The organism is Paenibacillus sp. FSL F4-0122 (assembly GCF_038002845.1).
In the GTDB taxonomy this organism is placed as follows: domain Bacteria; phylum Bacillota; class Bacilli; order Paenibacillales; family Paenibacillaceae; genus Paenibacillus_AQ; species Paenibacillus_AQ odorifer.
Genome location: NZ_JBBODI010000001.1, coordinates 6912780 through 6937768 on the forward strand (window position 1 = coordinate 6912780; position 24989 = coordinate 6937768).

24 protein-coding genes and 1 riboswitch are annotated in these 24989 nt (G+C 43.7%); of the genes, 8 read left to right on the plus strand and 16 right to left on the minus strand.

The window, feature by feature from the left end:
• Positions 1-189: 189 nt before the first annotated feature.
• Positions 190-1206, plus strand: coding sequence for a CapA family protein (locus tag MHH49_RS30480; protein ID WP_076100879.1), 1017 nt, complete (start codon positions 190-192; stop codon positions 1204-1206).
• 77 nt (positions 1207-1283) lie between these two features.
• On the opposite strand, the gene MHH49_RS30485 is transcribed toward MHH49_RS30480, so the two are convergent.
• Together MHH49_RS30485 and MHH49_RS30490 are read right to left on the minus strand one after the other, a co-directional pair.
• Positions 1284-2447, minus strand: coding sequence for an NADH-dependent flavin oxidoreductase (locus MHH49_RS30485; protein ID WP_256717037.1), 1164 nt, complete (start codon positions 2445-2447; stop codon positions 1284-1286).
• Between the two features lie 112 nt (positions 2448-2559).
• On the minus strand, positions 2560-3408 hold the full coding sequence (locus MHH49_RS30490; RefSeq protein ID WP_036689342.1) for a DUF6612 family protein: 849 nt from the start codon (positions 3406-3408) through the stop codon (positions 2560-2562).
• A 117-nt stretch (positions 3409-3525) separates the two neighbouring features.
• Positions 3526-3617: riboswitch (cyclic di-GMP riboswitch) on the minus strand.
• Between the two features lie 203 nt (positions 3618-3820).
• On the opposite strand from MHH49_RS30490, the gene MHH49_RS30495 reads away from it, so the two are divergent.
• Both MHH49_RS30495 and MHH49_RS30500 read left to right on the plus strand, forming a co-directional pair.
• Entirely contained in the window at positions 3821-4339 is a 519-nt protein-coding gene (locus MHH49_RS30495; RefSeq protein ID WP_076100881.1) for an RNA polymerase sigma factor, read from the plus strand.
• Positions 4323-5936: a DUF4179 domain-containing protein gene (locus MHH49_RS30500; RefSeq protein ID WP_076100882.1), complete on the plus strand. Its 1614-nt coding sequence runs from the start codon at positions 4323-4325 to the stop codon at positions 5934-5936. The genes MHH49_RS30495 and MHH49_RS30500 overlap by 17 nt, the downstream gene beginning before the upstream one ends.
• A gap of 125 nt (positions 5937-6061) precedes the next feature.
• Here MHH49_RS30500 and MHH49_RS30505 read toward each other — a convergent pair whose 3' ends face one another.
• The 6 genes from MHH49_RS30505 to MHH49_RS30530 all read right to left on the minus strand — a co-directional run bounded on the left by MHH49_RS30505 (position 6062) and on the right by MHH49_RS30530 (position 11896).
• The gene (locus MHH49_RS30505; RefSeq protein ID WP_036689337.1) at positions 6062-6862 is read right to left on the minus strand and encodes a Cof-type HAD-IIB family hydrolase; all 801 of its coding nucleotides are present in this window, start codon (positions 6860-6862) and stop codon (positions 6062-6064) included.
• Between the two features lie 261 nt (positions 6863-7123).
• On the minus strand, positions 7124-7888 hold the full coding sequence (locus MHH49_RS30510; RefSeq protein ID WP_076272653.1) for a pseudouridine synthase: 765 nt from the start codon (positions 7886-7888) through the stop codon (positions 7124-7126).
• A 2-nt stretch (positions 7889-7890) separates the two neighbouring features.
• Positions 7891-9411, minus strand: a complete 1521-nt coding sequence (locus MHH49_RS30515) for an RsmB/NOP family class I SAM-dependent RNA methyltransferase (protein ID WP_341138766.1) — start codon at positions 9409-9411, stop codon at positions 7891-7893.
• Positions 9412-9512: 101 nt separating this feature from the next.
• Positions 9513-9965, minus strand: coding sequence for a DUF309 domain-containing protein (locus MHH49_RS30520; protein WP_076143298.1), 453 nt, complete (start codon positions 9963-9965; stop codon positions 9513-9515).
• A complete protein-coding gene (locus tag MHH49_RS30525; protein WP_036689325.1) occupies positions 9955-10767 on the minus strand; it encodes a GTP pyrophosphokinase in 813 nt (270 codons plus the stop codon). Before MHH49_RS30525 ends, MHH49_RS30520 begins: the two co-directional genes overlap by 11 nt.
• A 34-nt stretch (positions 10768-10801) precedes the next feature.
• Positions 10802-11896 carry a quinone-dependent dihydroorotate dehydrogenase gene (locus MHH49_RS30530; RefSeq protein ID WP_036689322.1) on the minus strand — a complete coding sequence of 365 codons (1095 nt, stop codon included), beginning with the start codon at positions 11894-11896 and terminating at the stop codon, positions 10802-10804.
• A gap of 209 nt (positions 11897-12105) precedes the next feature.
• On the opposite strand from MHH49_RS30530, the gene MHH49_RS30535 reads away from it, so the two are divergent.
• Positions 12106-12243, plus strand: a complete 138-nt coding sequence (locus MHH49_RS30535; RefSeq protein WP_167348489.1) for a hypothetical protein — start codon at positions 12106-12108, stop codon at positions 12241-12243.
• Here MHH49_RS30535 and MHH49_RS30540 read toward each other — a convergent pair.
• From MHH49_RS30540 to MHH49_RS30550, 3 genes are all read right to left on the minus strand, one after another.
• A complete protein-coding gene (locus MHH49_RS30540; protein ID WP_341138767.1) occupies positions 12240-13673 on the minus strand; it encodes a L,D-transpeptidase in 1434 nt (477 codons plus the stop codon). The two genes, MHH49_RS30535 and MHH49_RS30540, sit on opposite strands and share 4 nt — an antisense overlap.
• Positions 13674-13807: 134 nt before the next feature.
• Positions 13808-14050 (minus strand): ferredoxin, encoded by a 243-nt coding sequence (locus MHH49_RS30545; RefSeq protein WP_036689316.1) that lies wholly within the window; start codon positions 14048-14050, stop codon positions 13808-13810.
• A 160-nt stretch (positions 14051-14210) separates the two neighbouring features.
• Complete coding sequence (locus MHH49_RS30550) at positions 14211-15542, minus strand: DNA polymerase IV (RefSeq protein ID WP_370510582.1); 1332 nt, start codon at positions 15540-15542, stop codon at positions 14211-14213.
• A gap of 117 nt (positions 15543-15659) precedes the next feature.
• Between MHH49_RS30550 and cimA the strand changes: the two genes are divergently transcribed.
• A complete protein-coding gene (gene cimA, locus MHH49_RS30555; RefSeq protein ID WP_076223248.1) occupies positions 15660-17279 on the plus strand; it encodes a citramalate synthase in 1620 nt (539 codons plus the stop codon).
• A gap of 625 nt (positions 17280-17904) precedes the next feature.
• Here the strand turns inward: cimA and MHH49_RS30560 are convergent.
• The gene (locus MHH49_RS30560; protein ID WP_076100887.1) at positions 17905-18468 is read right to left on the minus strand and encodes a TlpA family protein disulfide reductase; all 564 of its coding nucleotides are present in this window, start codon (positions 18466-18468) and stop codon (positions 17905-17907) included.
• Between the two features lie 160 nt (positions 18469-18628).
• On the opposite strand from MHH49_RS30560, the gene MHH49_RS30565 reads away from it, so the two are divergent.
• Positions 18629-19105: a M67 family metallopeptidase gene (locus MHH49_RS30565; RefSeq protein ID WP_051491608.1), complete on the plus strand. Its 477-nt coding sequence runs from the start codon at positions 18629-18631 to the stop codon at positions 19103-19105.
• Here MHH49_RS30565 and MHH49_RS30570 read toward each other — a convergent pair.
• Genes MHH49_RS30570 through MHH49_RS30580 form a run of 3 tightly spaced genes read right to left on the minus strand, consistent with a single transcriptional unit; the run spans position 19087 to position 22340 of the window.
• Complete coding sequence (locus tag MHH49_RS30570) at positions 19087-19836, minus strand: exonuclease domain-containing protein (RefSeq protein ID WP_076223250.1); 750 nt, start codon at positions 19834-19836, stop codon at positions 19087-19089. The two genes, MHH49_RS30565 and MHH49_RS30570, sit on opposite strands and share 19 nt — an antisense overlap.
• The gene (locus tag MHH49_RS30575; RefSeq protein WP_076098509.1) at positions 19833-20906 is read right to left on the minus strand and encodes a DUF294 nucleotidyltransferase-like domain-containing protein; all 1074 of its coding nucleotides are present in this window, start codon (positions 20904-20906) and stop codon (positions 19833-19835) included. The genes MHH49_RS30570 and MHH49_RS30575 overlap by 4 nt, the downstream gene beginning before the upstream one ends.
• Before the next feature lie 39 nt (positions 20907-20945).
• Entirely contained in the window at positions 20946-22340 is a 1395-nt protein-coding gene (locus MHH49_RS30580) for an ammonium transporter (RefSeq protein ID WP_036689307.1), read from the minus strand.
• A gap of 559 nt (positions 22341-22899) precedes the next feature.
• Between MHH49_RS30580 and MHH49_RS30585 the strand changes: the two genes are divergently transcribed.
• Together MHH49_RS30585 and MHH49_RS30590 are read left to right on the plus strand one after the other, a co-directional pair.
• Positions 22900-23331: a MerR family transcriptional regulator gene (locus MHH49_RS30585; protein WP_036689305.1), complete on the plus strand. Its 432-nt coding sequence runs from the start codon at positions 22900-22902 to the stop codon at positions 23329-23331.
• Positions 23332-23366: 35 nt separating this feature from the next.
• Positions 23367-24038 carry a zinc metallopeptidase gene (locus MHH49_RS30590; RefSeq protein WP_036689302.1) on the plus strand — a complete coding sequence of 224 codons (672 nt, stop codon included), beginning with the start codon at positions 23367-23369 and terminating at the stop codon, positions 24036-24038.
• 36 nt (positions 24039-24074) lie between these two features.
• Here MHH49_RS30590 and MHH49_RS30595 read toward each other — a convergent pair whose 3' ends face one another.
• The gene (locus MHH49_RS30595; protein WP_036689300.1) at positions 24075-24989 is read right to left on the minus strand and encodes a LysR family transcriptional regulator; all 915 of its coding nucleotides are present in this window, start codon (positions 24987-24989) and stop codon (positions 24075-24077) included.

Consider the following 24989-nt stretch of genomic DNA (forward strand, 5'->3'; position numbering starts at 1 on the left):
GAATCAAATTATAAAAGTTTGAAAAAAAATGAATACCTTAAATTTAGACGATCTAAATAAAGTGATTATGCGTTGGGTCACATTTTAAATAAAAAGCCACAAAAATGTTTGCACTTCGCCTTAAAGAAAGAATAACCCATAACAACTTTATGCCATATCCTAATGAAAATAATAAAAAGGTGGATATCCATGACTGAAATACAAATAGCTGCTGTGGGAGATCTAATGGTCAAACGTTATATTATTTCGGATGCTAAGCAGCCTGACGGAACCTATTCGTTCAGCCCCCTGTTTGCAAAAGTAGCTCCTTATCTAAAACAGGCTGATTTGACAATTGGCAATCTCGAAACTACCTTTGCTGGAAGTGGCCCCGAATGCCGGAAAAGCCCACGTTCAGGCGGTCCGATATTCAAATGTCCAGACGAACTGGCCCCTGCACTTAAGCAAGCCGGATTCGACGTATTAGTAACGGCCAACAATCATTGCATGGATTATGGTGCCCCGGGTCTGGTTCGGACGTTACGAGTTCTAGACCGTAATGGAATCGACCACACGGGAACAGCTAAATCATTAGAAGAATCCAAGAGAACTCTTATTAAAAACGTCAAAGGAATTACGATCGGCATCCTCTCCTACACAGCAGGAACCAACCGAATTCCTGTACCAGTGAGTAAGCCATGGCTGGTTAACCGGATATCTACGCCCAAAATCATTCGGGAGATTCGAGATTTAAAAAAGAAAGTCGATCTAGTCTTGCTTTATCTGCATTTCGGAAGCGAATACCGTTACACTCCAAACAAGAGGCAAAAAGAGCTGGTCAATCTCTTCTTTAAAAATGGCGCCGACATCATACTGGGGTCTCACCCACATGTTCTACAACCGTTAGCGCTTCGTGGAAAAAAACAATTCGTTATTTACTCATTGGGGAATTTTGTTTCGACTAAACTAATGAATATTCCTTATACACAAAGCGGTATCATTCTTACGCTTAAAATAAAGAAGGATGAAAAAGGACACACGAGTATAACTAACGTAGGTTACATTCCGACTTGTGTAGATCGAAGAATAAAAAGCGGCAGGAAAATTACAGAGATCATCCCCATCCGCGACGCATTAAAGAGAAGCGACACCGACATAAAAACAGAACGGCGAAATCTCATGAATCGAATGTTGAAACATACGACAACAATCTTAAAGAGGGAATAGAGTCGTTACAGAAAAATAACGTTCCGCGGAATTACCGCGGAACGTTATAGATATAGCGCTCAAAACTGTGTTTGGGTTTAGCGTAAACGATCAGGCATCATTAATTTAAGGAATTCTAGAATACCATTCTCTACTACGAGTTCTTCTCTATCTTGATCAGCAAGTACTCTTCTGATGATATCTTCTTTACCCTCCAGCACTTTACTTGTCCAATGAGGATCAATGATAAGAGAACGTCCTACTGCTACTAATTCAGCATTTGTCAACGTGTCCTCTGCGTCCTGTTTGGTACGGATATCTCCGACCCCAATTAAAGGTACACGGCCATTGATTTTCTCATGTACATATTGCAGGATTGATTTTTCTTTAAAATCTTCTGATGCAGATACTTTCTTAAAATCCCCTAATGAAATATGCAGATAATCTAGCTTTTTATCAGCTAATTTATCAATAAGATAAAAGGTATCGGTGATTTTAATTCCAGGCTCTTCATATTCTTCTGGAGAAAAACGATAGCCGACAATAAAATCCTTAACCTTTGAATTGTCAACGACAGCAATAACTGCATCCACTAATTGGTTAATGAAATTAAATCTTTTCTCTAAGCTTCCGCCCCATTGATCATCACGACGGTTGGAGTGTGGAGAGAAGAACTGTTGGACTAAATATGTGTTTGCTCCATGAATTTCTACCCCGTCAAATCCAGCTTGAATAGCACGTTGAGTCGCTTTTTTAAAATCCTCAATTACACCGAAAATTTCATCTTCTGTTAATGCTCTTGGAATTTCTGCATTCGGACGTTCGGCAGCAATGGCGCTGGAGGAAACTGGTTGTACGCCACGTAGTATTTTTGAATCTGTCATTCTTCCTGCATGGAATAGTTGTAAAATAGCTTTTGTTCCATTTCGTTTAATAGTAGATGCTAATCGGCTAAGGCTAGGAATAAATTGATCGGAGGAAACACTAAGTTCACCTTCCCATCCTTTTCCACCCTCTTGTACATTTGCTGCCGCAGTGATGACCGCACCTACTTCGCCCGTTCTTAGTGAATAGTATTTCAATTCATCTTGTGTTACTACACCGTCATAAAAGCTCATTCGCGTGGTCATTGGAGCCATAACCACTCGGTTTTTTAATGTCAGTCCTCTGCGAAAAGTTAATGTTGTGTCTAGTGCTATCATCTTTTTCCCAACTTTCATTAAATTATATTTAAACAAAATATTATATACATGCGCATACATATAAATTACAGCAATGATTTATTCTTGTCAACTAATAAACAACTACTGTTGAATACAGCAAAAAGCACTGTTCAGCGGAACAGCGCTTTTTGCTCGATATGAATCGTCCTTATTATTCTAGTTCGGCCGGTTTTACAATGGCTGTACCTTTATTATTCTTGGAGTATTTAGCTTCAATTTTCGTGGTGTATGTATCTTTTGCTCCATCACTTACCAGCACATAACTCAGATCGACTGTCAGCTTTTCCGTTTGCCAGGTCTTAGTATTGACGAATAATTTCCACGTTACGCTTTTGGGTTGAACTGTCTCACCATCCCAGAGGTTCTCCTGGTCATAGAGTTTGATTATCCCCTTAGCTGCTGTCGGATCGGTTACCGTGAATTGTAAGACCGTTTGTGCGCCAGCCGTGCTGACTTTCATGGATTTTTTATAACTTTTGACCGAATCAAGCATGGAAACAGGATCGTATTGGCCTTTAGAGTAAAAGGCATCCCATTCCGTTTTCTCCAGTCCAAGCCAATACTGTGCATCAGGATCGATCGGCTCCCCGTCATCGTCGTAACCTTCATCTTCAGATTCATCGATCAGTTCACTTCCGTCTACAAGATAGTAAAACTCCTTGTCATTGGCATATAGACTGTACGATGTTTCTAAAAGACTACTAGCGACAGTGCCTGCTGCGGCAAAATTCGGCAGACGGTTGATATCCAGCTTCAGAGTGTTGGTGTTGCTGATACGCACCCCGCCGCTTTGAATATCCTGTTTTTTGGTCACATCCAGATGGAAATTCTTTATTGCTTTGGAGGCTGCCGTTACTTTGCTGATCATCTGATCCGCGGTTACTACTGTTGAGGTAGCTGCAGACACTACTCCTGGATTAGACATCCATCCGATCGTTCCGGACAGCAATAAAGCACCTACTGCCAAACTAGTACCTATTGTTTTGAAAAAACTGTTCATGTACTTCCCCTTTCGGCCCCTTGCGATAATGTAACGCCGTATAGGTCGAAATAATAAAAGAGCTCAAAATAGACTACATATTCTTAGAGCTATCCTTTATGCTTCATAAGACATCCCTATGGCGGCCTGGCGATCATTTCCTTCTGTCGAAAGGCTTTAGACCCATGGCTTTGTGTCATCATCTTTCGATGATTTTACCTTTAACGCGGACATTCAATTAGTTTTAATAGATTAGGGACGCATGTCCCACCGCTAATTTTATCATGGTTATAATTACCTGTAAACGACTTATCTTCCATTCGAATTCGCTATGATACTCAGAAGAAATACTACAATCAAAATGAAAAATGAACGATTACATACGCTTATAAGTCTTATTAATGAGAACAGCAGAGACAGGGGGTGCAGCAAAATGAGTGACCGGGAAATTTTCGAGCTCTATAAAGAACAAGTATATTATTTTTGTTACTACTTAATGAAAAATCAGGCAGATGCGGAGGATATTTCCCAAGAGGTATTTGTAAAAGTTATCTTAGCGGATAAGTCGAAGGTAAGAAACTTGAAAGCTTGGATTTTACGAATTGCTTCGAATGAGTGCAGCAGTGTGATCAAAAGGCGTAAGACGGGGTGGATGAAAGAAGTACGTAATTATTTACTATCCAGGTCTGAGGAATCAAACCCTGTAGAAAAACGTTTGGATCGACAGGAAACTAAAAAAGAATTACAAGGGTTATACAGTCAGCTTCCTGACAAAATCAGAATGGTAGTAGTCCTTCGTTTTATAAACGAATTGACTGTACCCGAGATTTCTAAAGTTATGAGCATACCCGAAGGAACTGTAAAATCCAGACTGAACAAGGGACTTAAAATACTAAATAGAATGGGTGGAACCCAACTAAAGGAGCTGAATAGTAATGAGTCTCTATATTGAAAAAGATAAACATATTCCCCGACCGGATTATGATTTGATGTGGACTGCCATAGAACAAGAAGCTTATACACGTCAAAGAAATCTGCATGCCTCCCAGAATACTCCTAGGTCTAATAAAAAGCTTATTCCTATCAGTATTGTCTTCTCTTGCCTCTTACTTGTAACCATTCCTGTATTCGCTAGTATGACGATTAATTGGGATAAAATTGGTGGTCGAAGTGTGAGCAATGCATTAAATAACGGCATCGGTCAACAGTATAATCTTCAAACTTCCATTTCAGGAGTAACAATGAATTTGAACGGTGTTGTAACTGATGGAGAAAAAATGAAAATGCTGTTATCACTTGATACTAAATCTGATCTATCCAAATATACTGGATTTGCTACAGAGGAAAACATCATGACTAGTGAATCCGGTGCCAAGGCAAAGGTATACGGTTATTTAGAATACGATCCTGAAAGCCAGAAACTCATTGGAGTATATGAGACACCTGATACATTAAAGGATGATAAAAAGGACTACAGGTTTGAAGCACGGAATCTCATTTTTTACAGTGATCGGAATATTCCCTTACAATCTAATCATCAAGCAGGGGATACTATCAATACTGGAGTTAAGCAATATCCAAGCATTCAAATCGAATCCGTTCGACATGTTTCCAATCAAACCATTATCCGTTACAAAGTCGCTGCATCACCATCTGACTTAGGACGGGGTAACCCACATTTGGTAGTTAGTACTGGTGGTCAAGAGAATGAAGCAATTCCAACCATCATGCCTAACGAAGGATCGGATTTATTTATTGAACAGGTCTTTAATATAACTGAATCAGATTGGAAGGAAGCTAGTCTTCATTTTAGTTACATTGAAGAAGCGAAACGATTTTCAGGTACGTGGAAGTTCGATTTTAACGCAGATGGAAAAAAAGCAAGTGAGGCGATTTACACTAAGAAACTGTATAACAGTCCTGAATTTCAAGAAAAGACCGGTATGACCTTAGATCAGCTAGTGGTTACCCCTTTGGATATCCAAATTCTAATAGATGAAAATGATTCGCTTAAAAAAGGAATTGTCCACTATAATACCGCTCAGTTGGTTATAGGTGATCAAACAATCACTGGGGGTTGGAATTTGAAGGGAGATCATTCCGAAAGCTACCAGCATTTATTTCAATTCGAATCTCCGGAATGGTATAACGACTGGTCCGATGTTCCAATGAAACTTATATTAAAGGATGCTGTCATTGAGAAACGTGATACTACTAAGAATTGGATCACTATAAACAAACCTAAAGAAGAAAAGCAGTTCACTTCACTTGATGTCGATGGGTTAAAAATTGAATTCACTTACTATACTGAGGGGGGAAATTTGATTGTGGAATCAACATCCAAATCTTCTGGCTTCAAAAGCGTTAACCAAACTACGTTACGGATTAATGGCAAAGAAGTTGTGCCTGAAATTACACCTAAGGGCATGATATCTACAGGAACTAATATTGATAGCTACAAAGATATCCCTTTCGACGAAAAAATCGAACTGAACCCTGGTATCTATAAATATAGCGATCCTAGCCGGAACGAGGAAATTAAACTTTAATACAGGAAGTTAATCTAGGGGCGGATTATTTTTAATAGAATCAATTCTGTTTATGTATCTCTTTTATTTCCTTCACAACAAAAAAAGCATAGAACGGACTCAAGTCCGCTTTATGCTTTCCATTATTAAGATAAACAATATTTAACCAGCGCATCTCGCACACCATGCTCGTTGTTAGACCCCGTTACAGCATTCGCTGCCGCTTTGACCTCAACCGGAGAATTATCCATCGCAACGCCCATACCCGCGTATGTAAGCATAGAAATATCATTAAAATAATTACCGATCGAAAGAACTTCCTCTTGCGGAATTCCCAGCTTCACAGCCAGATTCTTTAAGGCGTTGCCCTTGGAGGCTTCCGGATGCATCAAATCAACGAAAAATTCACCACTGCGCAAAATATTGTACTCATGGGTCCAAGTACGCCATTCACGTTCAGCTTCGTCAAGGATTTCTGGTTGTGTAAATACAGTAAACTTAACAACCGGTTCACGGAAATCTTCCCATGCTGGCAGTGTAGCCGGCACGATACGGAAGTGTTCATACATATAATTGGCTTCTTTGGTCAGGTTTTCTACATTATCTACATACATATCAAAAGCCGTATTCACATCATAATGAATATCATGCTTTCTACAATAATCAATATAAGGGTCAAGACCACGAGCATCCATACCGTATTGATGCAGCACTTCCCGATCTTTCACACGAACCGTTGCAGCTCCGTTATGACCCAGCACATAACCAGACAACCCCATTTCCTCCATAAAAGGAATCGAGTTCTGCGGACTGCGGCCGGTACATAACACGATTTGCCCGCCAAGACGCGTAACCTCAGCAATGGCTTCTTTATTCTCAGTGCTCAAGTGGTGATCATCATTCAACAGTGTACCATCCACATCTAGTGCAATCAGTTTGTATCTCATACTCCCACCATCCTTGTCTTTCTTTTTCTATATATATTGAACCTGGCTATTTGAGTTAAGTTTCAGTCGCAACTGCGGTGAATATTTGGGCTTCCAGCCGCTGTTGTTTCCAGATTTCTTGATTTATACCGTTTAATAGTGGTTGAAATCCGGAAACAAAGGCGGTCGCTATCGCTCTTACAGTTCCAAATTTCCCCTCCGTCACTCCATTCCCTTATCCCAAGTTTCCAAATTCAATTTATATACCATTTTTTCTATATATTATTGTTCTGGTGCTTCTGTACTTAAGAGTGCCAGTTCCTCTAGCGTAAGTTCCCGGCTAGCTCCCAGTGGCAGACTTTCGTCCAGCCTCAATTCTCCCATAGATACTCGTTTCAGAAAAGTGACTTTTTTGCCGACAGCTTGGAACATTCGCTTCACCTGGTGAAACTTTCCTTCTGTGATGATCAGCGAAATATGTGAGATTACTTTACTGCCACGTTCTCTTCCCAATATAGTTAGCTGTGCAGGTAAAGTAACATATCCATCTTCCAGCTCGACACCTGCCGCAAAAGCCGCTACATCGTCTGCATCTACGTCTCCCTCAACTGTAGCTTCATACGTCTTAGGGACATGCTTGCGTGGCGATAGTAGCTCGTGAGCAAGCTTTCCATCATTGGTGAGCAGAAGCAGCCCTACTGTGTCCTTATCTAACCTTCCTACAGGAAAAGGTTCAAACTGTACATCTTCCTGCTTTAAAAGATCCAGAACGGTCCGATCCCGCTTGTCCTCTGTTGCCGACAGAACTCCCGGTGGCTTATTCATCATAAGATAAATAAATTCACGATAGGTAACAAGCTCGCCGCCAACCACAATTTTATCGTGATAAGGGTCTACATGAAATCCACTATCCTTGACGACTGCACCATTCACGGTAATTAAACCTTGCTTGGCTTGTTTACGAATATCGCTGCGTGATCCTACCCCCATATGGGACAATACTTTATCTAAACGCTGCTTTTTTGCAGTTTTCCCTGATAGGCTCATTCTTACATCCACCTCCAGCCTGCGGGATATTCATTCTTGAGCACACCGTCCTGCCACTTCCCCCAGCCTGCACTATAACCATCTATGCAGACCAGTACGTATCCTTTTTGGGTAGTTCCTATTTTAATAGAGAGACGTTCTTGACTAATCAACAATGTCTCTCCTTTAAGATAGGAAATAGCTTCATTACTCGTACTGGAAAGTGAGACACTTCGGCAGCTCTCTTCAGGGTGTAACGCGGTAGCCATTGGATGTCCTGGGATAAATCTGCCGTTACGGACATGTCCTACATACCATCCTGGACGAATCGCCTTTAATCCATTTAATCTTTCCTTAGGTAGTGGGGAGATGTACAGATGATCACCGAAGAAAATCGGATACCCTTTTGGCTCCCAGCCAAGCTGATCTTTTATAAAATCTCCATATGCAGCCAATGCTTGCTCTTCTCCTGAACCTTGACGGCCACGTTCAGCGCCAGCAGCAGATTTATTAGAGAACTTACCTTCTTTCCCTCGTCTGGCTTCTGGTTTGTTTGCGGATTTAATATGAGCAGTGCCTTTTTTATTCGTATTCCGTGTAACTGCGCTCAACTTAACTTCGGCTTGATCACGTTCCTCCGCAGATACCTTTGGCCCTACATGCTGCAGCACAGCCATGAAATGTCCTTCACCTTTTACTTTATGCGGCCATAGTCTTGCCGTCCCTGATAATTCTCCAAAACCTGGAGCAAACGAGCCAGTACCTCCAACTGTAATCACCGAAAACTGTGGATGTTCAGAAATAAACTCCGCTATAATTTCCTCATTTTCTTCTGAAGCAAATGTACAGGTGGAATAGACAAGTGTACCTCCCGGTGCCAACGCTGTTGCAGCAGAACGTAAAATATCCCGCTGCATGGCAGCATATTTGGCAGGTGTACCTGAATCCCACTGCTTCACCATGTCTTCGTCTTTACGGAACATCCCTTCACCTGAGCATGGAGCATCAATCAAGATTTTGTCAAAATAAAGCGGGAATGCCGCTGCAATATGATCTGGACTTTCGTTTAATACGATACCGTTGCGCACCCCATACAGCTCTAGATTTTTGGCTAAGGCTTTCGTGCGTTCTGGATGAAGATCATTGGTAACCAACAAGCCTTCTCCTGAGAGCTTGGCAGAAATCTGTGTGGATTTGCCCCCAGGTGCAGCGCATAAATCAAGGACACGATCTCCTGGCTGTACATCAAGCAGTTCCACAGGTGCCATAGCGCTTGGCTCTTGAATGTAATACAATCCCGCGTGATAATGTGGATGTTTACCTGGTCTGGCCCCATCCTCTGTATAGAATCCGGTTGGACACCACGGAATGGGTTCCAGCTCTAAAGTGGAAAGAGCTTGCAATTTCTCCACTGAAATTTTCAATGTATTAACACGAACGCCTCCGTTAGGGGTCTCCTTGTACGAATCCGCAAATTGATTATAATCCGTTCCCAGCAAGTCCATCATACGCTCGCTGAAAGAACTGGGCAGTTGTGCCGCCATGATGCCGTCCTCCTGATAGTACTGCTAAAATTTAGGTGTTTAAAGATTCAAGGAACACCCTTACGGGTGTCCCTTTGGCAATACTCATTTATAGAGGATCATTATTTACGATGAGAAGAGGTCGGTCTTTGAGGACCTCGTCGTTGAGGATTATTCGGTGTGATCACCATAGCCGCAGAGTTCACTTCGTCCGCCAGACCTTGATCAATGATTTCTATAGTCAGATCATAATAAGAAAATGGCTGCTGCTCACACGACTCCAAGCGGCGAACATAATCCTTCACTTCCACCACTAGCTTAGCCAAATTAATGCCAAGTGTCACTGCTGAATATTCTTCCAGCTTGGCAGCAGCCCCGCTTAGCATAATCGTTGCACCACGCATATTATTATTGCGGCAATGGTACAACCCAACAGCTACTTGGAGAAGTGCTTTGTACAATGGGTCGCGTTGCTTGGCAAGCCATAGCTCTTCGAGCACCTCGTGACATTCGAAATAATCCCGGTCACGATTAAAGTACACTAGATAAGCCAAGTACAACGGATCATAAGCCATCCGGCAAACTATCCTTTTTAGCTGCGGAGAGAAGTCCCCGTACATGATCCAGAAGCTCCTTCATCGCTTCCATGTCCTGAGCCTGCCATATTTCGTTAAATCGAGCCTGAGTATCTATAGCCTCATTCACCAAGTGATAGAAATACAATTGATGAATAGATTTGAGAATTTGAGTCGTCATATTCGAGTTTTCCTCGAAGGTCTTTTGTGCTTCCAGGATTTCATCACGAATACTGGACATTTCGCTGTCCAAGATGGAGGCTGCTTCAGCTGCGGTTTTCAGGCGCACTCGCATTTCATCCGGCAAGCTTTCCCGATATTTATAATTCAGAGAGTGCTCTATGGTTGCCCAGAAATTCATAGCTAGTGTACGAATTTGGATCTCTGCGAGCACTATTTTTTGTCCCAGAGCTGTCTGCACAGGATATTTAATAATCATATGAAAGCTGCGATAGCCGCTCTCTTTATAATTGGTGATATAATCCTTCTCATACAGGACTTCAAGATCCTTACGAGCCCGGATATATTCAGCCACTCTGCGGATATCCTCCACGAACTGGCACATAATCCGGATCCCGGCTATATCTTCAATACCCGTCTCCAGATCTTCCATCTTCACATTCAGGCGCTTAGCCTTCTCCAAAATGCTTGACAGCCGCTTTACACGACCAGTTACGAATTCAATCGGCGTGTATTCCTCTCTTTTCTTCAACTCCGAACGCATTGTTTTGAATTTAACTTTCAATTCTTCCACTGTCTGTTCATATGGAAGCAAAAAAGTTCCCCAGTCCCTGCCGTCCATCGCCTTCGTCCTCCTGTCCTTTCGACTCCTTCAATCAGTGATGATCAGCACCCACTGCTTCAGAGATATGACTGAATCCGTCCCGCCGTAAGAGCTGCCGTAATCCGGCATGCAGCCTGCGGTTAACCTCCGGTCCTTCGTAGATAAGTGCTGTATAAATTTCGACCAGACTTGCGCCTGCTCTTATCTTGTCATACGCATCCTGACTGGTGAATATGCCCCCTGAACCTATGATCGGCATCTTCCCTTCAGTCTGGCGATAAATCCTACGAATGATTTCCGTTGACCGGTCACGAAGTGGCTTACCGCTTAATCCACCTGTCTCATTAGCCTTTTCATGACTAAGTCCATCCCGGTTCAACGTAGTATTCGTAGCAATAATACCATCCATACCAGCTTCTGTCAGTGATTGAACCATATACTCCAATTCAGAGTCACTTACATCTGGAGCAATCTTAACCAACAAGCTCTTATTCATGCCTGTGGCTTTACGCTGAATCTCCATTTCTTCCTTTACTTGTGCTAGCAGGAACGCTAATTCGCTGCCATGCTGGAGACTGCGCAGCCCCGGTGTATTTGGTGAGCTGATATTGACCACAAAAAAATCACCGTACGGATAAAGCGTACGGATACACTGACGATAATCTTCATGAGCCGCTTCATTACTAGTTATTTTATTCCGTCCAATATTTACTGCTATTGGAACTCTGCGATTTTTTAATTTTTTTAGACGCTCTGCCATAGCGTCAGCCCCTTCGTTATTGAAGCCCATACGATTGATCAGAGCTTCATCAGAGGGAAGACGGAACAAACGCGGGCTATCATTACCCGGTTGACCCTTAGGGGTAACCGTCCCCACTTCCATAAATCCGAATCCGATCGAAGAGAATCCAGAAACGGCCTCGGCATTCTTATCCAAGCCTGCTGCCAGTCCAACTGGAGTCGGAAAATGTATGCCAAACAGATCAACTGCTAAATCTGCCGTTTCAGGAACGCCATACATTAAACGCAATGCCGCGCTTCCCCCTGGAACTGATGATGATTTATCCAATCCACCTATGACGAGATGGTGAGCCTTCTCAGGGTCCAGCTTAAAGAAAATTGGTTTACCAAAATTACGATACAACACCGTTCTCGCTCCTTAAGGGGTACTTCACTAATCCACGTGTCTACCCGATTCTGTAGGTTTCTTCTTAATTTTAGCCTTTTCTTGAACAAAAGAAAAGCATTTTACCCTGTAAGTGTGCAGAGAGCTTAACCCAAAGTATAGTAATTTTCTTGTAAACGCATTACAATATAGGGGTAATCAGCGATTAAGAGAGAAAGAAGGTATGCTGGATGTCAACTAAACGTAAACCACCAACTTTGCAGCAAAAGAAAGAAGAAGTTAATCGTAAAGCGCTAATGTGGATCGGCGTAAGCTTAACTTTACTAATTCTTCTCATCATCGTTCTGTTTATAGTTGCCGGGAACTAATTCAGCCAGTGGTACACTTTGTGGGGGTTGGTCTGATCATACGGAGCAGCAGGGTTGAAGCGTTTCGCCGGCAGCAGCTGCTTTTCAGGCAGAACCCCTTTACTTATCACCACTTTTGTTCCTTTTGGAATCATAGCGAATAGTTCTTCCACATCTTCTCGACTCATCCGAATACAGCCAAGGGATTCATCCTTGCCGACACTTTCTGGGTCATTGGTGCCATGAATAGCGTAATTACTATCTGAAAGTTGTAGTCCGCGGCTTCCGAACTCCCCATTATCATGACCATTTGGATTGACCACTTTATCTGTAATGATGAAGTTGCCTTCTGGAGTCTTGTCTCCCCCAAGCCCTACTTCATAATTTCGTAGAATGACAGAGCCGCTGACTACTGCCAAGCGGTGTTTTTGTTTATCCACAATCACTCTAAGCGGCTGGTCAAAAAAGGGAACGCCCTTTCCACTACTTCCACTCTCACTTAACGCTGTCGGTATGACCATTCCCGCCTCAGCAGTTGAGCTTGGAGGTTCCTCCGCAACTTCTGGTATCCCAAGTGCCTTAGCAGTTGCTACTTCCTTTAGAGAATTGAAATCACGCTTCATGACTGGTGTCGTCCCGCCAATCCAATTCTCCGGAAAAGGTCTAGTCAATTCCGTCAAGGAAACCGGAAGCTTGCCTTTATGATTCTGATAAGCCCTCATTGCACTCCATAATGTAGCTAGCTCCTCTTGATCCCCCTGCCACTCAGCTGCATCCTCTGCAACTTCCCCTTGCTCTGGCGGTTCGCATGCACATGCCGCTGAATCATAGGATTGGTATACCAACCGTCCATTCCCATTCTTCTGCAATGTGGAATTCAGCGGAAGCTTCTCTTTCCACAGCAGCCACTTCCCTTCCCGCTCCATGCCCAAAATAGCAGCTTGAAACGGTTCCTTGCGCATTAGCATGGTTGCCATCAGCTTCCCTGACGAAGCCGAAGCTCCACTCTCTTGCGCTGTATACATCATTTTTCGTGCCTCTAGAACGGGTTTCTTCTCAATATCTTTTTGATCAAGCGGATCTTTAACTTCAGAAGTAACCGTGTCTTGGACCGTATCCTGATCTCCCGCAATATCTAGACCCGGAGCCACAGCCGATGGCACCATAACCAGTAATAGAAGCATCAGCCCAAGCATAATGTAGCGGAATCTTTGCTGCCTTCGATCCCGCTGGCGGCTTGCCTGAAGCAGCCCTTCCTCATATTCCCGCAGCGTTTCCGCAGGCACCTTACTATGCTCGAAAGCTTCATATACTTCTCCAGCCTGATTGAAGCAATAGTTAGCTTTCCCCTGTTGACCGTTCTTATAGTATTCCTTACCCAGCAAGTACCATGCCATCTTATTGTCTGGATGCATCTGTACATATGCTTTGAGGTGCTGAGAATTTTTCATCGGAACCTCCGAAATTTTATAATTCCTTCCTACATTAATATCGGTCAGACATCGCAAAAAAGACATCCCTAGCTGAACAAAAGTTCGCAGGAGATGTCTTTATGTTGTGCTGGAAGTTACAAAATCCCGGTTAATTAGCCCTCTTTGTTAAAAGGCTCATCCGCAATTTTAATAGAATCGGTTGGGCATCCATCACAAGAATCCTGGAGATCATCAAACAAATCATCCGGAATCGCTGTGATGCCGTGGTTTCCGTCATTTTCATAAATAACTTCTGCCAAACCTTCATCATCGTAATCAAAAATATCAGGAGCCGTTGCGCCACATGCACCGCACGCGATACAAGTGTCTTTTTCGACCCAAGTGTACTTAGCCATTTTATCTCTGCCTCCCGTTGAGCAATACAGCGCTGTTGTACCAGCGTCTTATTTTTCTCATATTAATATAAAAAGAATACAATTTCAATCGATTTTCAATACGTTTGCATTTCTGACGCATTCTACGACACCTATTTTGACATGTCATAGAATGTTCTTGTCACTCTTTATCAGACTCGACAGATAGAAGATTATCCTTTTGCAGTGAAGTGCCCCGTTCTTTATGATTGCGGAGCCTTGCAGAGTGAGAATCGCTTAACATCCCGGCAGTTAACACTGCATTTTCACCGAATTTATTACGCAGCATATCCATAGTCTTGTTAAGAGACTCTTTCTTAGGCTGACGTTCGTAATCGAACAAATCAAGCTGAATGGCGGAATCCTCTTTAGCAATCAAGCCCTGCAGGGTCACACCCAGCAACCGCACAGGCTTCTCCCCATTCCAATGACGAACATATAGATCGCAGACGGACTTGTAGATATCCTCCCCACTCTCCGAAGGAGCCTCTAGCTGACGCGAGCGGGTTATAGTCTTCATATCGGGCGTCCGAATAGTCAGCTGTACCCCTGAGGCAACAAGACCTTGCTTACGCAATCGCCGAGCTACCTGATCACTTAAATTCAGCAAAATCGGTCGTACCTCAGCAAGACCTACGACATCCCGCGGCAATGTTGTGGTGTGCCCAATCGACTTACTCTGCTCCCGCTCAGGGTTAACGATCCCATGATCAATACCGTTGCCGGCACGCTTTAGCCATGAGCCCATAACTCCGAAATTCTCAACCAGCATATTTTCATCAGCCGCTGCTAATTGACCAATACTGTAAATGCCCAGTTTGCGGAGCTTTTCTGCTGTTTTTCCACCAATGCCGAACATTTCATTACAGGGCTTGTCCCATAAAATCTTAGGCACATCCCGCAGCCGCAGCACCGAAATGCCGTTTGGCTTTTTTAAATCGGAAGCCATCTTCGCAAGCAGCTTATTGGGAGCGATCCCCACTGAGCATGGCAAGCCCAATTCTTCCATTATACGGCGCTGAATCGTCTCCGCTATTTCCATGGGTGTACCGAATTGTCTGGAGCCAGTTATATCAAGGTAACATTCATCGATGGACACTGCTTCCAGTAACGGAGTATAGCTATATGCAATCTGCATAAAAGCATTAGAATATTTGCGGTATAAATGGAAGTCCGGTTTAATAACGATAAGCGATGGACAAATACGAAGCGCCTTCTGAACTTGCATTCCCGTCGAAATCCCCATTCTGCGGGCGACGTAGGAACAAGTCACTATGATCCCTTTCCGCAATTCAACACTACCCGCAACCGCTGTAGCTTTGCCTCTATATTGGTCAGGGTCCTCTGCCTCATGCACAGAGCAGTAAAAAGCATTCATATCGACATGCAGGATAACCCTGCCGCTCGTTGGATAATACTGATCAACATTCTGCACAATATCTACCTTCTTATCCTCAGGTTTTCTATTGTCCAATTTAGAATAACTCTCCGCTGCGGTTAGGTCAACTTAAGAGGCTGTAAAGTTCTTTGTTACATTCCCGCGTAAAAATGCTATAATATATAAATTCATTTCCCTATAAGGAGGACTCTCATGTCTAAGTCCATCTCCATCTTCGATACTACATTACGCGACGGCACCCAAGGTGAAGGCATCAGTCTGTCGGCTGACGACAAGCTGAAGATTGCCAAGAAACTCGATGATCTGGGTGTGCACTATATTGAAGGTGGCATCCCGGGAAGCAACAATAAAGACATTGAATTTTTCAAAAGAGTCAAGGAGCTTCATCTGAACGCCAAAATTACAGCGTTCGGCAGCACTCGGCGTAAGAATTCCTTGGCCGAAAACGATGACAATTTAAAACGTATGATTGACGCAGGGGTTCCTGCTGCTACACTCGTCGGAAAATCTTGGGATTTCCATGTACACACTGCATTACAGACTACGCTTGAGGAGAACCTCGCCATGATCGGCGACTCCATATCCTACTTGAAACGCCAAGGCCTTGAAGTGATTTTTGATGCCGAGCATTTCTTCGACGGATACAAGAATAATCCTGAATATGCAGCAGCTGTTCTGTCCAAAGCCCGGGAAGCCGGAGCAGATTGGCTTGTAATGTGCGATACCAACGGTGGAACCTTACCTAATGAAATTCATGAGATTGTTACCGCTCTAAATCAACAATTACCCGGAGCCAATCTCGGAATTCACACTCATAATGACTGTGAGCTGGCGGTTGCCAATGCACTTAGCGCCATCGGAGCTGGAGCACGGCAAGTACAAGGTACCATTAATGGTTACGGTGAACGGTGTGGCAACGCCAACCTATGTTCTATTATTCCTACACTACAGATCAAAATGGGTTATCACTGTATTCCAGGCGATTCATTATCACAGCTTACCAACACTGCCCGCTATATTAGTGAAGTGGCCAATGTTAATCTGCCGGTAAATCAGCCTTACGTCGGAAATGCAGCTTTCGCCCACAAAGGTGGAATCCATGTCTCCGCCATCATGCGTGATTCACGGACCTATGAGCATATCGCTCCTGAGCTTGTCGGGAACAAGCAGCGTGTGCTGGTCTCCGAACTGGCTGGACAGAGCAATGTACTCTCCAAAGCGCAGGATATGGGTTTAAATCTGGATCCAAGCAGCGAGCAGGCTCGCCGGGTGATCGAGAAGATTAAAACGATGGAACATCAAGGTTATCAATTTGAAGGTGCCGATGCCTCACTGGAGCTACTCCTTCGGGAAGCTACCGGCGAGATGAATGAAACCTTTACCTTTGAATCCTTCAAGATGTTAGTTGAGAAAACCGCAGAACATCCAGTAGTATCTGAAGCGTTCGTTAAACTGAAAGTTGGCAGTGAGAATCTTTATACTGCTGCTGAAGGTAACGGTCCAGTCAACGCACTCGATAACGCGCTTCGTAAAGCATTACAGACCTATTTTCCACAATTAAAGGAAATGCATCTATCCGACTATAAAGTCCGTGTAATAGATGAACAGGATCAGACTGCAGCGAAGGTAAGGGTATTGATTGAATCCAAGAACTTCACAGACACCTGGAGTACGGTTGGTGTCTCCAGTAACGTAATTGAAGCCAGCTGGGAGGCACTTGTTGACAGTATGCGCTACGCGCTTCTCAATGAGCTCTCATTGGAGAATGAGAAGACAACCAGCAATGAACCTAGAGGCCTGGTCAATCATTAATTGATCACTTATAGACTTTTGTAAGACAAAAAAAGAAGCTTCCCAATAGTAGCGAATTCTACTTATAGGGCAGCTTCTTTTTTATTAAATAGGCTAAATAACGGACTATTACTTTAGCCCATAGACTATGGGTGGTGGGCAGTGTGCAGTGGGCGTTGAGGGATGTACGGGATGCATGGGGTGCGAGTTCGGGTGCGGGATGTGGGGGATGCGAGTGCGGGTTCGTGGCGAGGTAGAGTAATTGGGGAAAAACTCCCTGAAAATAGCCGATATTTGCTATAAATAAACAGAAACAGGGAATTCCTCCCTAAAAATTAGGGTAATTTCATTATTTTTTACCAAAACAGCTAAATTAGAGGGATATTTCCCCTAATTATTCGTTGAATGACCCGAGATCTCAAATTTATGGGGAGAAATTCCCTAATTGTTCTAACGCGGCTTCCTTCGGGGTTCCAGCCATTTCTGCTCCACGGTATAGTGAAATTAATGCTTGTGGTCCACTAAAGCAAATCGCGTATGACCAAAAACGCAGATCAGCGATCCTCCAATAAGAAGAATCGCTGATCTTTAGACTTTTGCTGTTTGGAGAAAAAAGCAGATCTGTCTCTTATATGGACAGCCCGCTTCATGATTCGGTAAGCTTGATTATTTTCTTTTCCAACTCTTCAGGGCTAAGAATACCTAAAATAATCTCGGAGATCACTCCATTCTTATCAATGAGCACATTGGTGGGAAAAACAGCTCCATTATATTTGCTGTACACCTCATCTTTTACATCAAACATAACCGGAAACACAAGACCGTATTTCTTGATAAAACGTTCAGCATTGGGTTTATAATCCTGACTGCTCACATTAATACCGTAAATATCTAGAACATCCTTATACTTAGTGGCCATGGTATTAAGTTCAGGAGCTTCCTGCTGGCAGGGATCACACCATGAAGCCCAGAAATTAAGGATTACCGCTTTATCTCTGGGGCCATCAACAACATAGGTAGTCCCATCTGTTCCCTGAAGTGAAAACGAAGGTGCACGCAGTCCAGCCTTAGGTCCACTCTTCATCGGCAGCTCATTTTGCTGCGCAAGCACAGCTTCTGCTTTTGGCTCACGATTATGCCACACCGCAAACACAGCAACACATACAACTATGAGCAACACTGTTATATTTAATTTGTTACTTGCTTTCATAGTCATCTGTTCCTTTACAATTGGAATAGTTTTCTACTATTGTACCCTCATTAGGTTAAATTTCAAACCATTCATATTTTACACAATAATATATACTTTTATAATAAAAAAGAGGGTTTCGTCTGCGACGAAACCCTAAAGAAGAGAGAGGGGTGAACAAATGGCAGCATTCCAGGGAAATGTCCAGCCAATAAGACTGAAATATTCCGTACAGCAAGCACTGGGGAAGCACCTGCTGTCCTGTTATCCGCATGAAGCATGCGGAGTCCTGCTGGGTGCTGCCGCAGCGGGTGGCATGCTCATTGATACTTACGTACCCTTGCGCAACGTAGCGCCAGACCCGCTGCACACCTTCACTCCCCACCCCGAAGAGTGGATTAATGTTCTTTACAACGAACCGACAATCATCGGTCTATTTCATTCCCACCCACATTCAGCACCTATCCCTTCAGTTGCCGATTATAAAGGATTAACAGCACTAGGACCTGAGTTTGCCCTCTATCTTATAGGTTCTCCCAACACCAAAGACAGCGGCAATCCAATTCTGAACGGATTTTATATTGAGCGTTTGCCTGATGACCACGGTAATTTGTCCCGCGGTTTATCCCAAGCCCCGCTTCACGTTCTACTTAAATAAGCATAGAGATCTCCCAAGGTATCCACTTGGCCGCGCTCCGAAATTTCCCGAAGGTAGATCACCCACAGCTGCGCTGTCATCTTTGCGTCTTCCAAGGCATGATGACGGCTATGAATCGGAATTTCGTGCACATATAGCAGCTCATCCAGCGAATAATTACTTCGTTGTGGCTCAAGCCAACGCGCTAACATCATCGTGTCCAGCACACGGTGTGTAAGCTGAACTTTAGAGGTTTTCCATAAAGCAGCATTAAGAAAAGCCTTATCATGTGAGCTTGCATGTGCCACCAGCACATTCTGACCTACAAAGGACATAAAATTATGAAGACCATCCATTAAGGAGGGAGCGGATTGTGTCATTTCTTCCGTAATCCCAGTCAGCCTTGTAATATCCTCCGGAATAGCCGTCTGACAGTTCACCAGTGTATAAAAGCATTCTTCTTCTTTAATCTGCTCTCCAACAACCTTGACGGCTCCAAAAGACATAATCTCATCCCCATGCTGATGGGAAAAGCCTGTCGTCTCTAAATCAAAGATCACTGTCTCTAGTTCAGACAATGGGGTATGCAGGACCTCAGGACGCCGCTTCTCTCGCATCAAAGATCGAATAAAGGCCATTTGCTGCGCAGTCTGTTGCGCAGTTTCCCCACCTCTCATCGAAGCGATAGCCGAGGGCATTCCACCTTGTCTTAGATTACTCCAGAATCCTCCGCTTTTGTTCGGCTCCCTCATGACCGCCACCTTTCCGCTGAGCGGAGCTGACGCTGCAGCGCCCGGTGAAGGCGTCTGACAAGCAGCAGGCTTTCACGCAGCTCAGACAGCAGCTGCTTATTCTTCAATTCACTCTCAGCTACATAATCACTGCTGATTAACAATCCATCCTGAACACTATATGGCGTGTTCACTCGCAACCGCATTGCTAATAAGAAAGCTCTGCGAATATCCTCTAAATGTTGATATTTCCCAAGCCTATCAAGCGCTTCAATCCGCTCTAATGTCGAGCCAGCTCTAATGCCATGTAGTAAGGACAACCGTCTAACAATGTTCACTAACGGAATATAGACCCCATACTTAACATCAAATCCGCCTGCATAATCACCAAACCGCTCTGTTAACACCTGTCCCAGTAAATTCAAAGTCGCTTTATGGCGTACTGTATTGCGAAGAACAGCATTAGACAGCTGCTCATTGTCCGGAAAGCCTTCATAGAAAGCTTCTTGCCACTTCGCTGATAACTCCACGCTTCCTGCCACATGACGCATATCAGAAGAGATAATAAGATACCGGATCGGCTCCCATTCCAACTGATTTCTCCAGCTATCAAGCTGCTCTATCCATTCAGATAATGTCTTACGCCACATAACTTGGGAGCACATCACCTTCCCCGCACATTTCTCATACCCTACTTCTTCAAGCATATCGGATAACAAAGTTCCGAAAAATTCGAAATAGCGATTTTTTTCCCCATCAGGCTCTCCTTCGACTATCAGGCCATTATCCTGATCGCTCCAAAGCGTTGCCTCCTGCCTCCCACTGCTGCCAAACACAATAAAGGAATAGGCACAGGGAGGCGGGCCATAGCCCGCCTCTTTCAACTGCGCCTCACATATGAGTACTGCGGTTTGGGCAATAAGATCATGCATAGTATTCACACGGAACATCCATTCCTCTATAGGAATAACATTCAACTGTTCGAGAAGTACTTTTTGACAGGCAACACGCCTCTCCCTAAGCTCCTCTGACGAACCGGCCAATACGATGGTCCTAAAGCTTTCTTCATTATACTCATCTGTTAACTCCATCGATGCCACACGGTCCGCCTCCCTGTCCGAGGTGAAATATTATTGTTTAAGGGTTTTGGATTCCGAATCTGCGATCAATTTCATTTGTTCAGGGTATCCGTAAGTACCATGCTCACTGATATCCAGACCCATCAATTCTTCTTCTTCTGTAACACGAAGTCCGATAGTTACCTTCATTACATATAAGATGATGAAAGAAAGAACGGCTACGAAAACAAATGTTCCAACCACACCCAGCACTTGAACCCCTAGTTGATGGAAACCGCCACCGTAGAACAACCCAGCTTCACCTACCAAGCCGCCTTTAGTAATAAGCTCAGGTACAGCGAACAGACCCGTTGAAACTGCACCCCACATCCCCGCAATACCATGCACCGAGAAAGCATAGATTGGATCATCAAGCCCTGCACGTTCCAGCCATTGGGAAGTCATGAATGTAAAAGCACCGGCTACAAAACCAATAATGATTGCTGCCCATGGATCAACGAAAGCACACGCTCCTGTGATTGCAACCAATGCAGCCAGAACACCATTCAGCATTGCTGGAATATCAGACTTACCAAAGTACAACCAAGAAGCAATCAATGCCGCCAAACCACCTGCTGCTGCTGCGATGTTCGTTGTTAGGGCTACGTGACCGAAGAAACCGCCCATTGGGGACAAAGCACTACCTGGATTGAATCCGAACCAACCAAACCAGAGGATAATAACACCGAGTACAGTAAATACTTGGTTATGACCTGGAATAATCACTGGTTTTCCTTCTTTATTAAACTTACCAAGCCGAGGCTTAAGCAATATGGTTGCTACCACTGCTGCCGTTGCACCTGTAAGATGGACAACTGTGGAACCTGCATAATCTTGCATTCCCAGCTCAGCCAACCAGCCACCGCCCCATACCCAGTGAGCTACAACTGGATAAATTACGACGGAGAACAAAATTCCGAAAATGATATACACACTTAGCTTCGCACGTTCTGCCATACCACCAGATACGATAGCCAAGGAAACTGCTGCAAAGGCCATTTGGAATAAGAATTTAACATTTAAAGTAACATCAGAAAATGCAAGTGATTCAAAAGAAGCTGCGGTTGAATCTCCTCCGTACAAGAAGCCTGTAGTACCGAAGAAGCCATTGCCGTTACCGAAACCAAGTCCAAAGCCGATAGCCCAGAAGCAAAGACTTGCGATAGCCAGGGTGAGTACTGTCTTACCTGCTACGTGCCCTGCATTCTTCATCCGAACCGAACCCGCTTCGAGCATTGCAAACCCTGCTTGCATAAAGAATACTAAAATGAATGCCAGGAAGGTAAACGCTGTGTCCAATCCGACTTGTAAGTCAACGTTCGTCGGACCGTCCGCTGCAAAAGCACTTACCGGATAAATCATCAGTGTAATCATGGCCAGTAACATCATCAACCATTTCTTTTTCATTTTTACCCCACTCCCCAATGTTATATTTTCTAACAAAGCGTGAAACTCTTAATGTCATTATAATCAGAAGTCAGGTAAATTGACAAGACTATTTTGGGAATGTTTTTATTTTATTTTATTTGAGCACACGAAATTTTCACAGTACTAATGGACTAGAGGTCCTAAAGGCCTGATTCTAGCTGCATTTTCATTAAAATAACTACGTGTACAATCTCATTTATATTACCTATATATTACCTAATTATTGAACGCATCTTTTACCAAAATCACAAAATACATAACATTTAATGTTATGTATTGGGGTAACTTATAGTTTTCATCCCCAATCATTCTTCAAATTTGATATCCCTTTGAGTTTGAGTGTATTGTATAGAAACTACAGATCACCGTTCATGAATTAACCCTTCTTTGCTGCATATACTTTATGAAAGTATGACGTTTGACTGTATGGTTTCCAGTTTGTTATCATTACAGATAGCATAAGAAACCATCAATTTAGAAGATGACCGCCACTTATCGGCAGTCGTATTCAATTAGTGAGGCGAGATTAAATGGGGATATGATTTTGTATCGAATTGGAGAATTAGCTAAGGCTGCTCACATTAGTGAACGAACTATTGATTATTACACGAAACTGGGATTAATCTCCCCGGAATCTAGAAGCACCAAAAATTATCGGCTATACAGCCATGAAACCTTGGCTGCTTTAGAACGTATTACTCAATTAAAGCATGACAAGTATTCATTGGAAGAAATCAAATCTATGCTAGGCAAATGGAATGAGGCAACACCAGAAACCGACGTCTCTGATAAATTAGTCGAGTTAGAGCAGCAAATGCAGCGGCTAGAACGGGAAGTAAAAGCCCTTGAACCTCTTATAAGTGGTTTGAAGCCAGGACAGGCCAGTCGCGTACTTTCAAATCTGCTCCCTCAGGGATTAGCCTGCATGGAAGCGATCCGGCTATTGCTTACGCAAGGACCGCCAATGTAAATACCATATTTACAATACAGTGGAGGAATGCACCTATGTTTATGTACCTGTTAGTAATTATTGCCTTTCTTTTCTCATTGTGGGCACAGTTTAGAGTTAAAGGAACCTTCAGCAAATGGTCGAAGGTAGCTAATTCGAACGGCCTGACTGGATATGAAGCAGCTAGACGTATGCTCGACGCCAATGGCTTACACGATGTTCCGATTGAACCTGTAAGAGGCACACTTTCAGACCATTATGACCCCATCCACAGGGTTGTACGCTTATCAGAGCCTGTGTATTATGAAAGCTCCATCTCTGCAATCTCTGTCGCTTGTCACGAAGTAGGCCACGCGATTCAGCATAAAGTAAGTTACCCTATGTTGACACTTCGTCACCGGATGTTCCCGGTAGTTAATTTCGCATCAGGTGTCGCGCCTTTCATGCTGATGGCAGGTTTCATCTTCGGTTACTTTAATCTTATAGGCTTGGGTATCATTTTCTTCTCAGCTGCTGTTGCATTCCAGCTCGTAACCCTGCCTGTAGAATTCAACGCCAGTAACCGGGCTCGTCAGGTCATGGTAGAACAAGGTTTCATCCGTAACGAAGAAGAACGCGGAGTAGCAAAGGTTCTCAACGCCGCTGCATTAACTTATGTTGCCGCTGCTCTAGTATCCTTGCTTGAACTGCTTCGCTTAATCACCGTCTTTTTAGGCAACCGCGACTAATATCGCATACCTCTAAACAACAAAAACCCCGGAAGGCTAAGAGCCGACCGGGGTATTATTTTGTCTAGCTTTAAAGTAGGAGATTAAAAAAGTCCGAAAGGAACGTGCCACCAGCGGCAATTTACTATCTGTACGGTAGATCAAGCCAACCGTTCTCGTCACCGCAGGCTCCACAACCCTCACCTGAGCTGGTTGAAGAGGATTCGTCTGATAGAACGCCATCTCCGGAAGCAGGCTTACACCCATCCCTGCGGCCACCAAACCACGAATGGTATCGGTCTCTCCGCCTTCAAATGCAATCTGCGGTTGAAATCCCGCCTGCAAGCAAGCTTGCCAAACGATAGGTCTTAACGAATAGCCTTGGCTGAATAGAACAAACTTCTCTTTTTGCAGCTGTTCCAACCGGATCTCAGACTCTCCTGCCAACCTGTGATTCTGCGGAAGAATCGCAAACAACTCTTCAGTCATTACAATATCCCCCGAGACATGCTCATCATTCTCCGGAAAAGGCGAAATGAAAGTTAAATCCACTTCTCCAGACAATACGTCTTTTATCAAAGAAGGGTAAGATCCTTGTTTAAAACGAAATTTGACATGAGGATAATATTTACGAAAATCTGCAACGATAGTCGGGATGAGATGTGTGCCAAGACTATGCGGGAATCCGATCCGAATCTCTCCACGCTCAGGATCCAGAAATTCATGCACCTCATTTACCGAATGCTCCAACTCTTTAAGGATACTCTCAACCTTCTTGCAAAAGAGCTGTCCAACAGGCGTAAGCTGCAGATTGCGCCCTTTTTGCATGAATAGATCAACCCCAAGCTCTTGCTCCAGCTGATGAATCTGACGGCTTACCGCAGACTGCGCTACATGAAGCTCTTCTGCCGCTCTTGTTACGTGTTCTTTTTGAGCTACCTTTAAAAAATATTGCAGCTGTCTTAGCTCCAC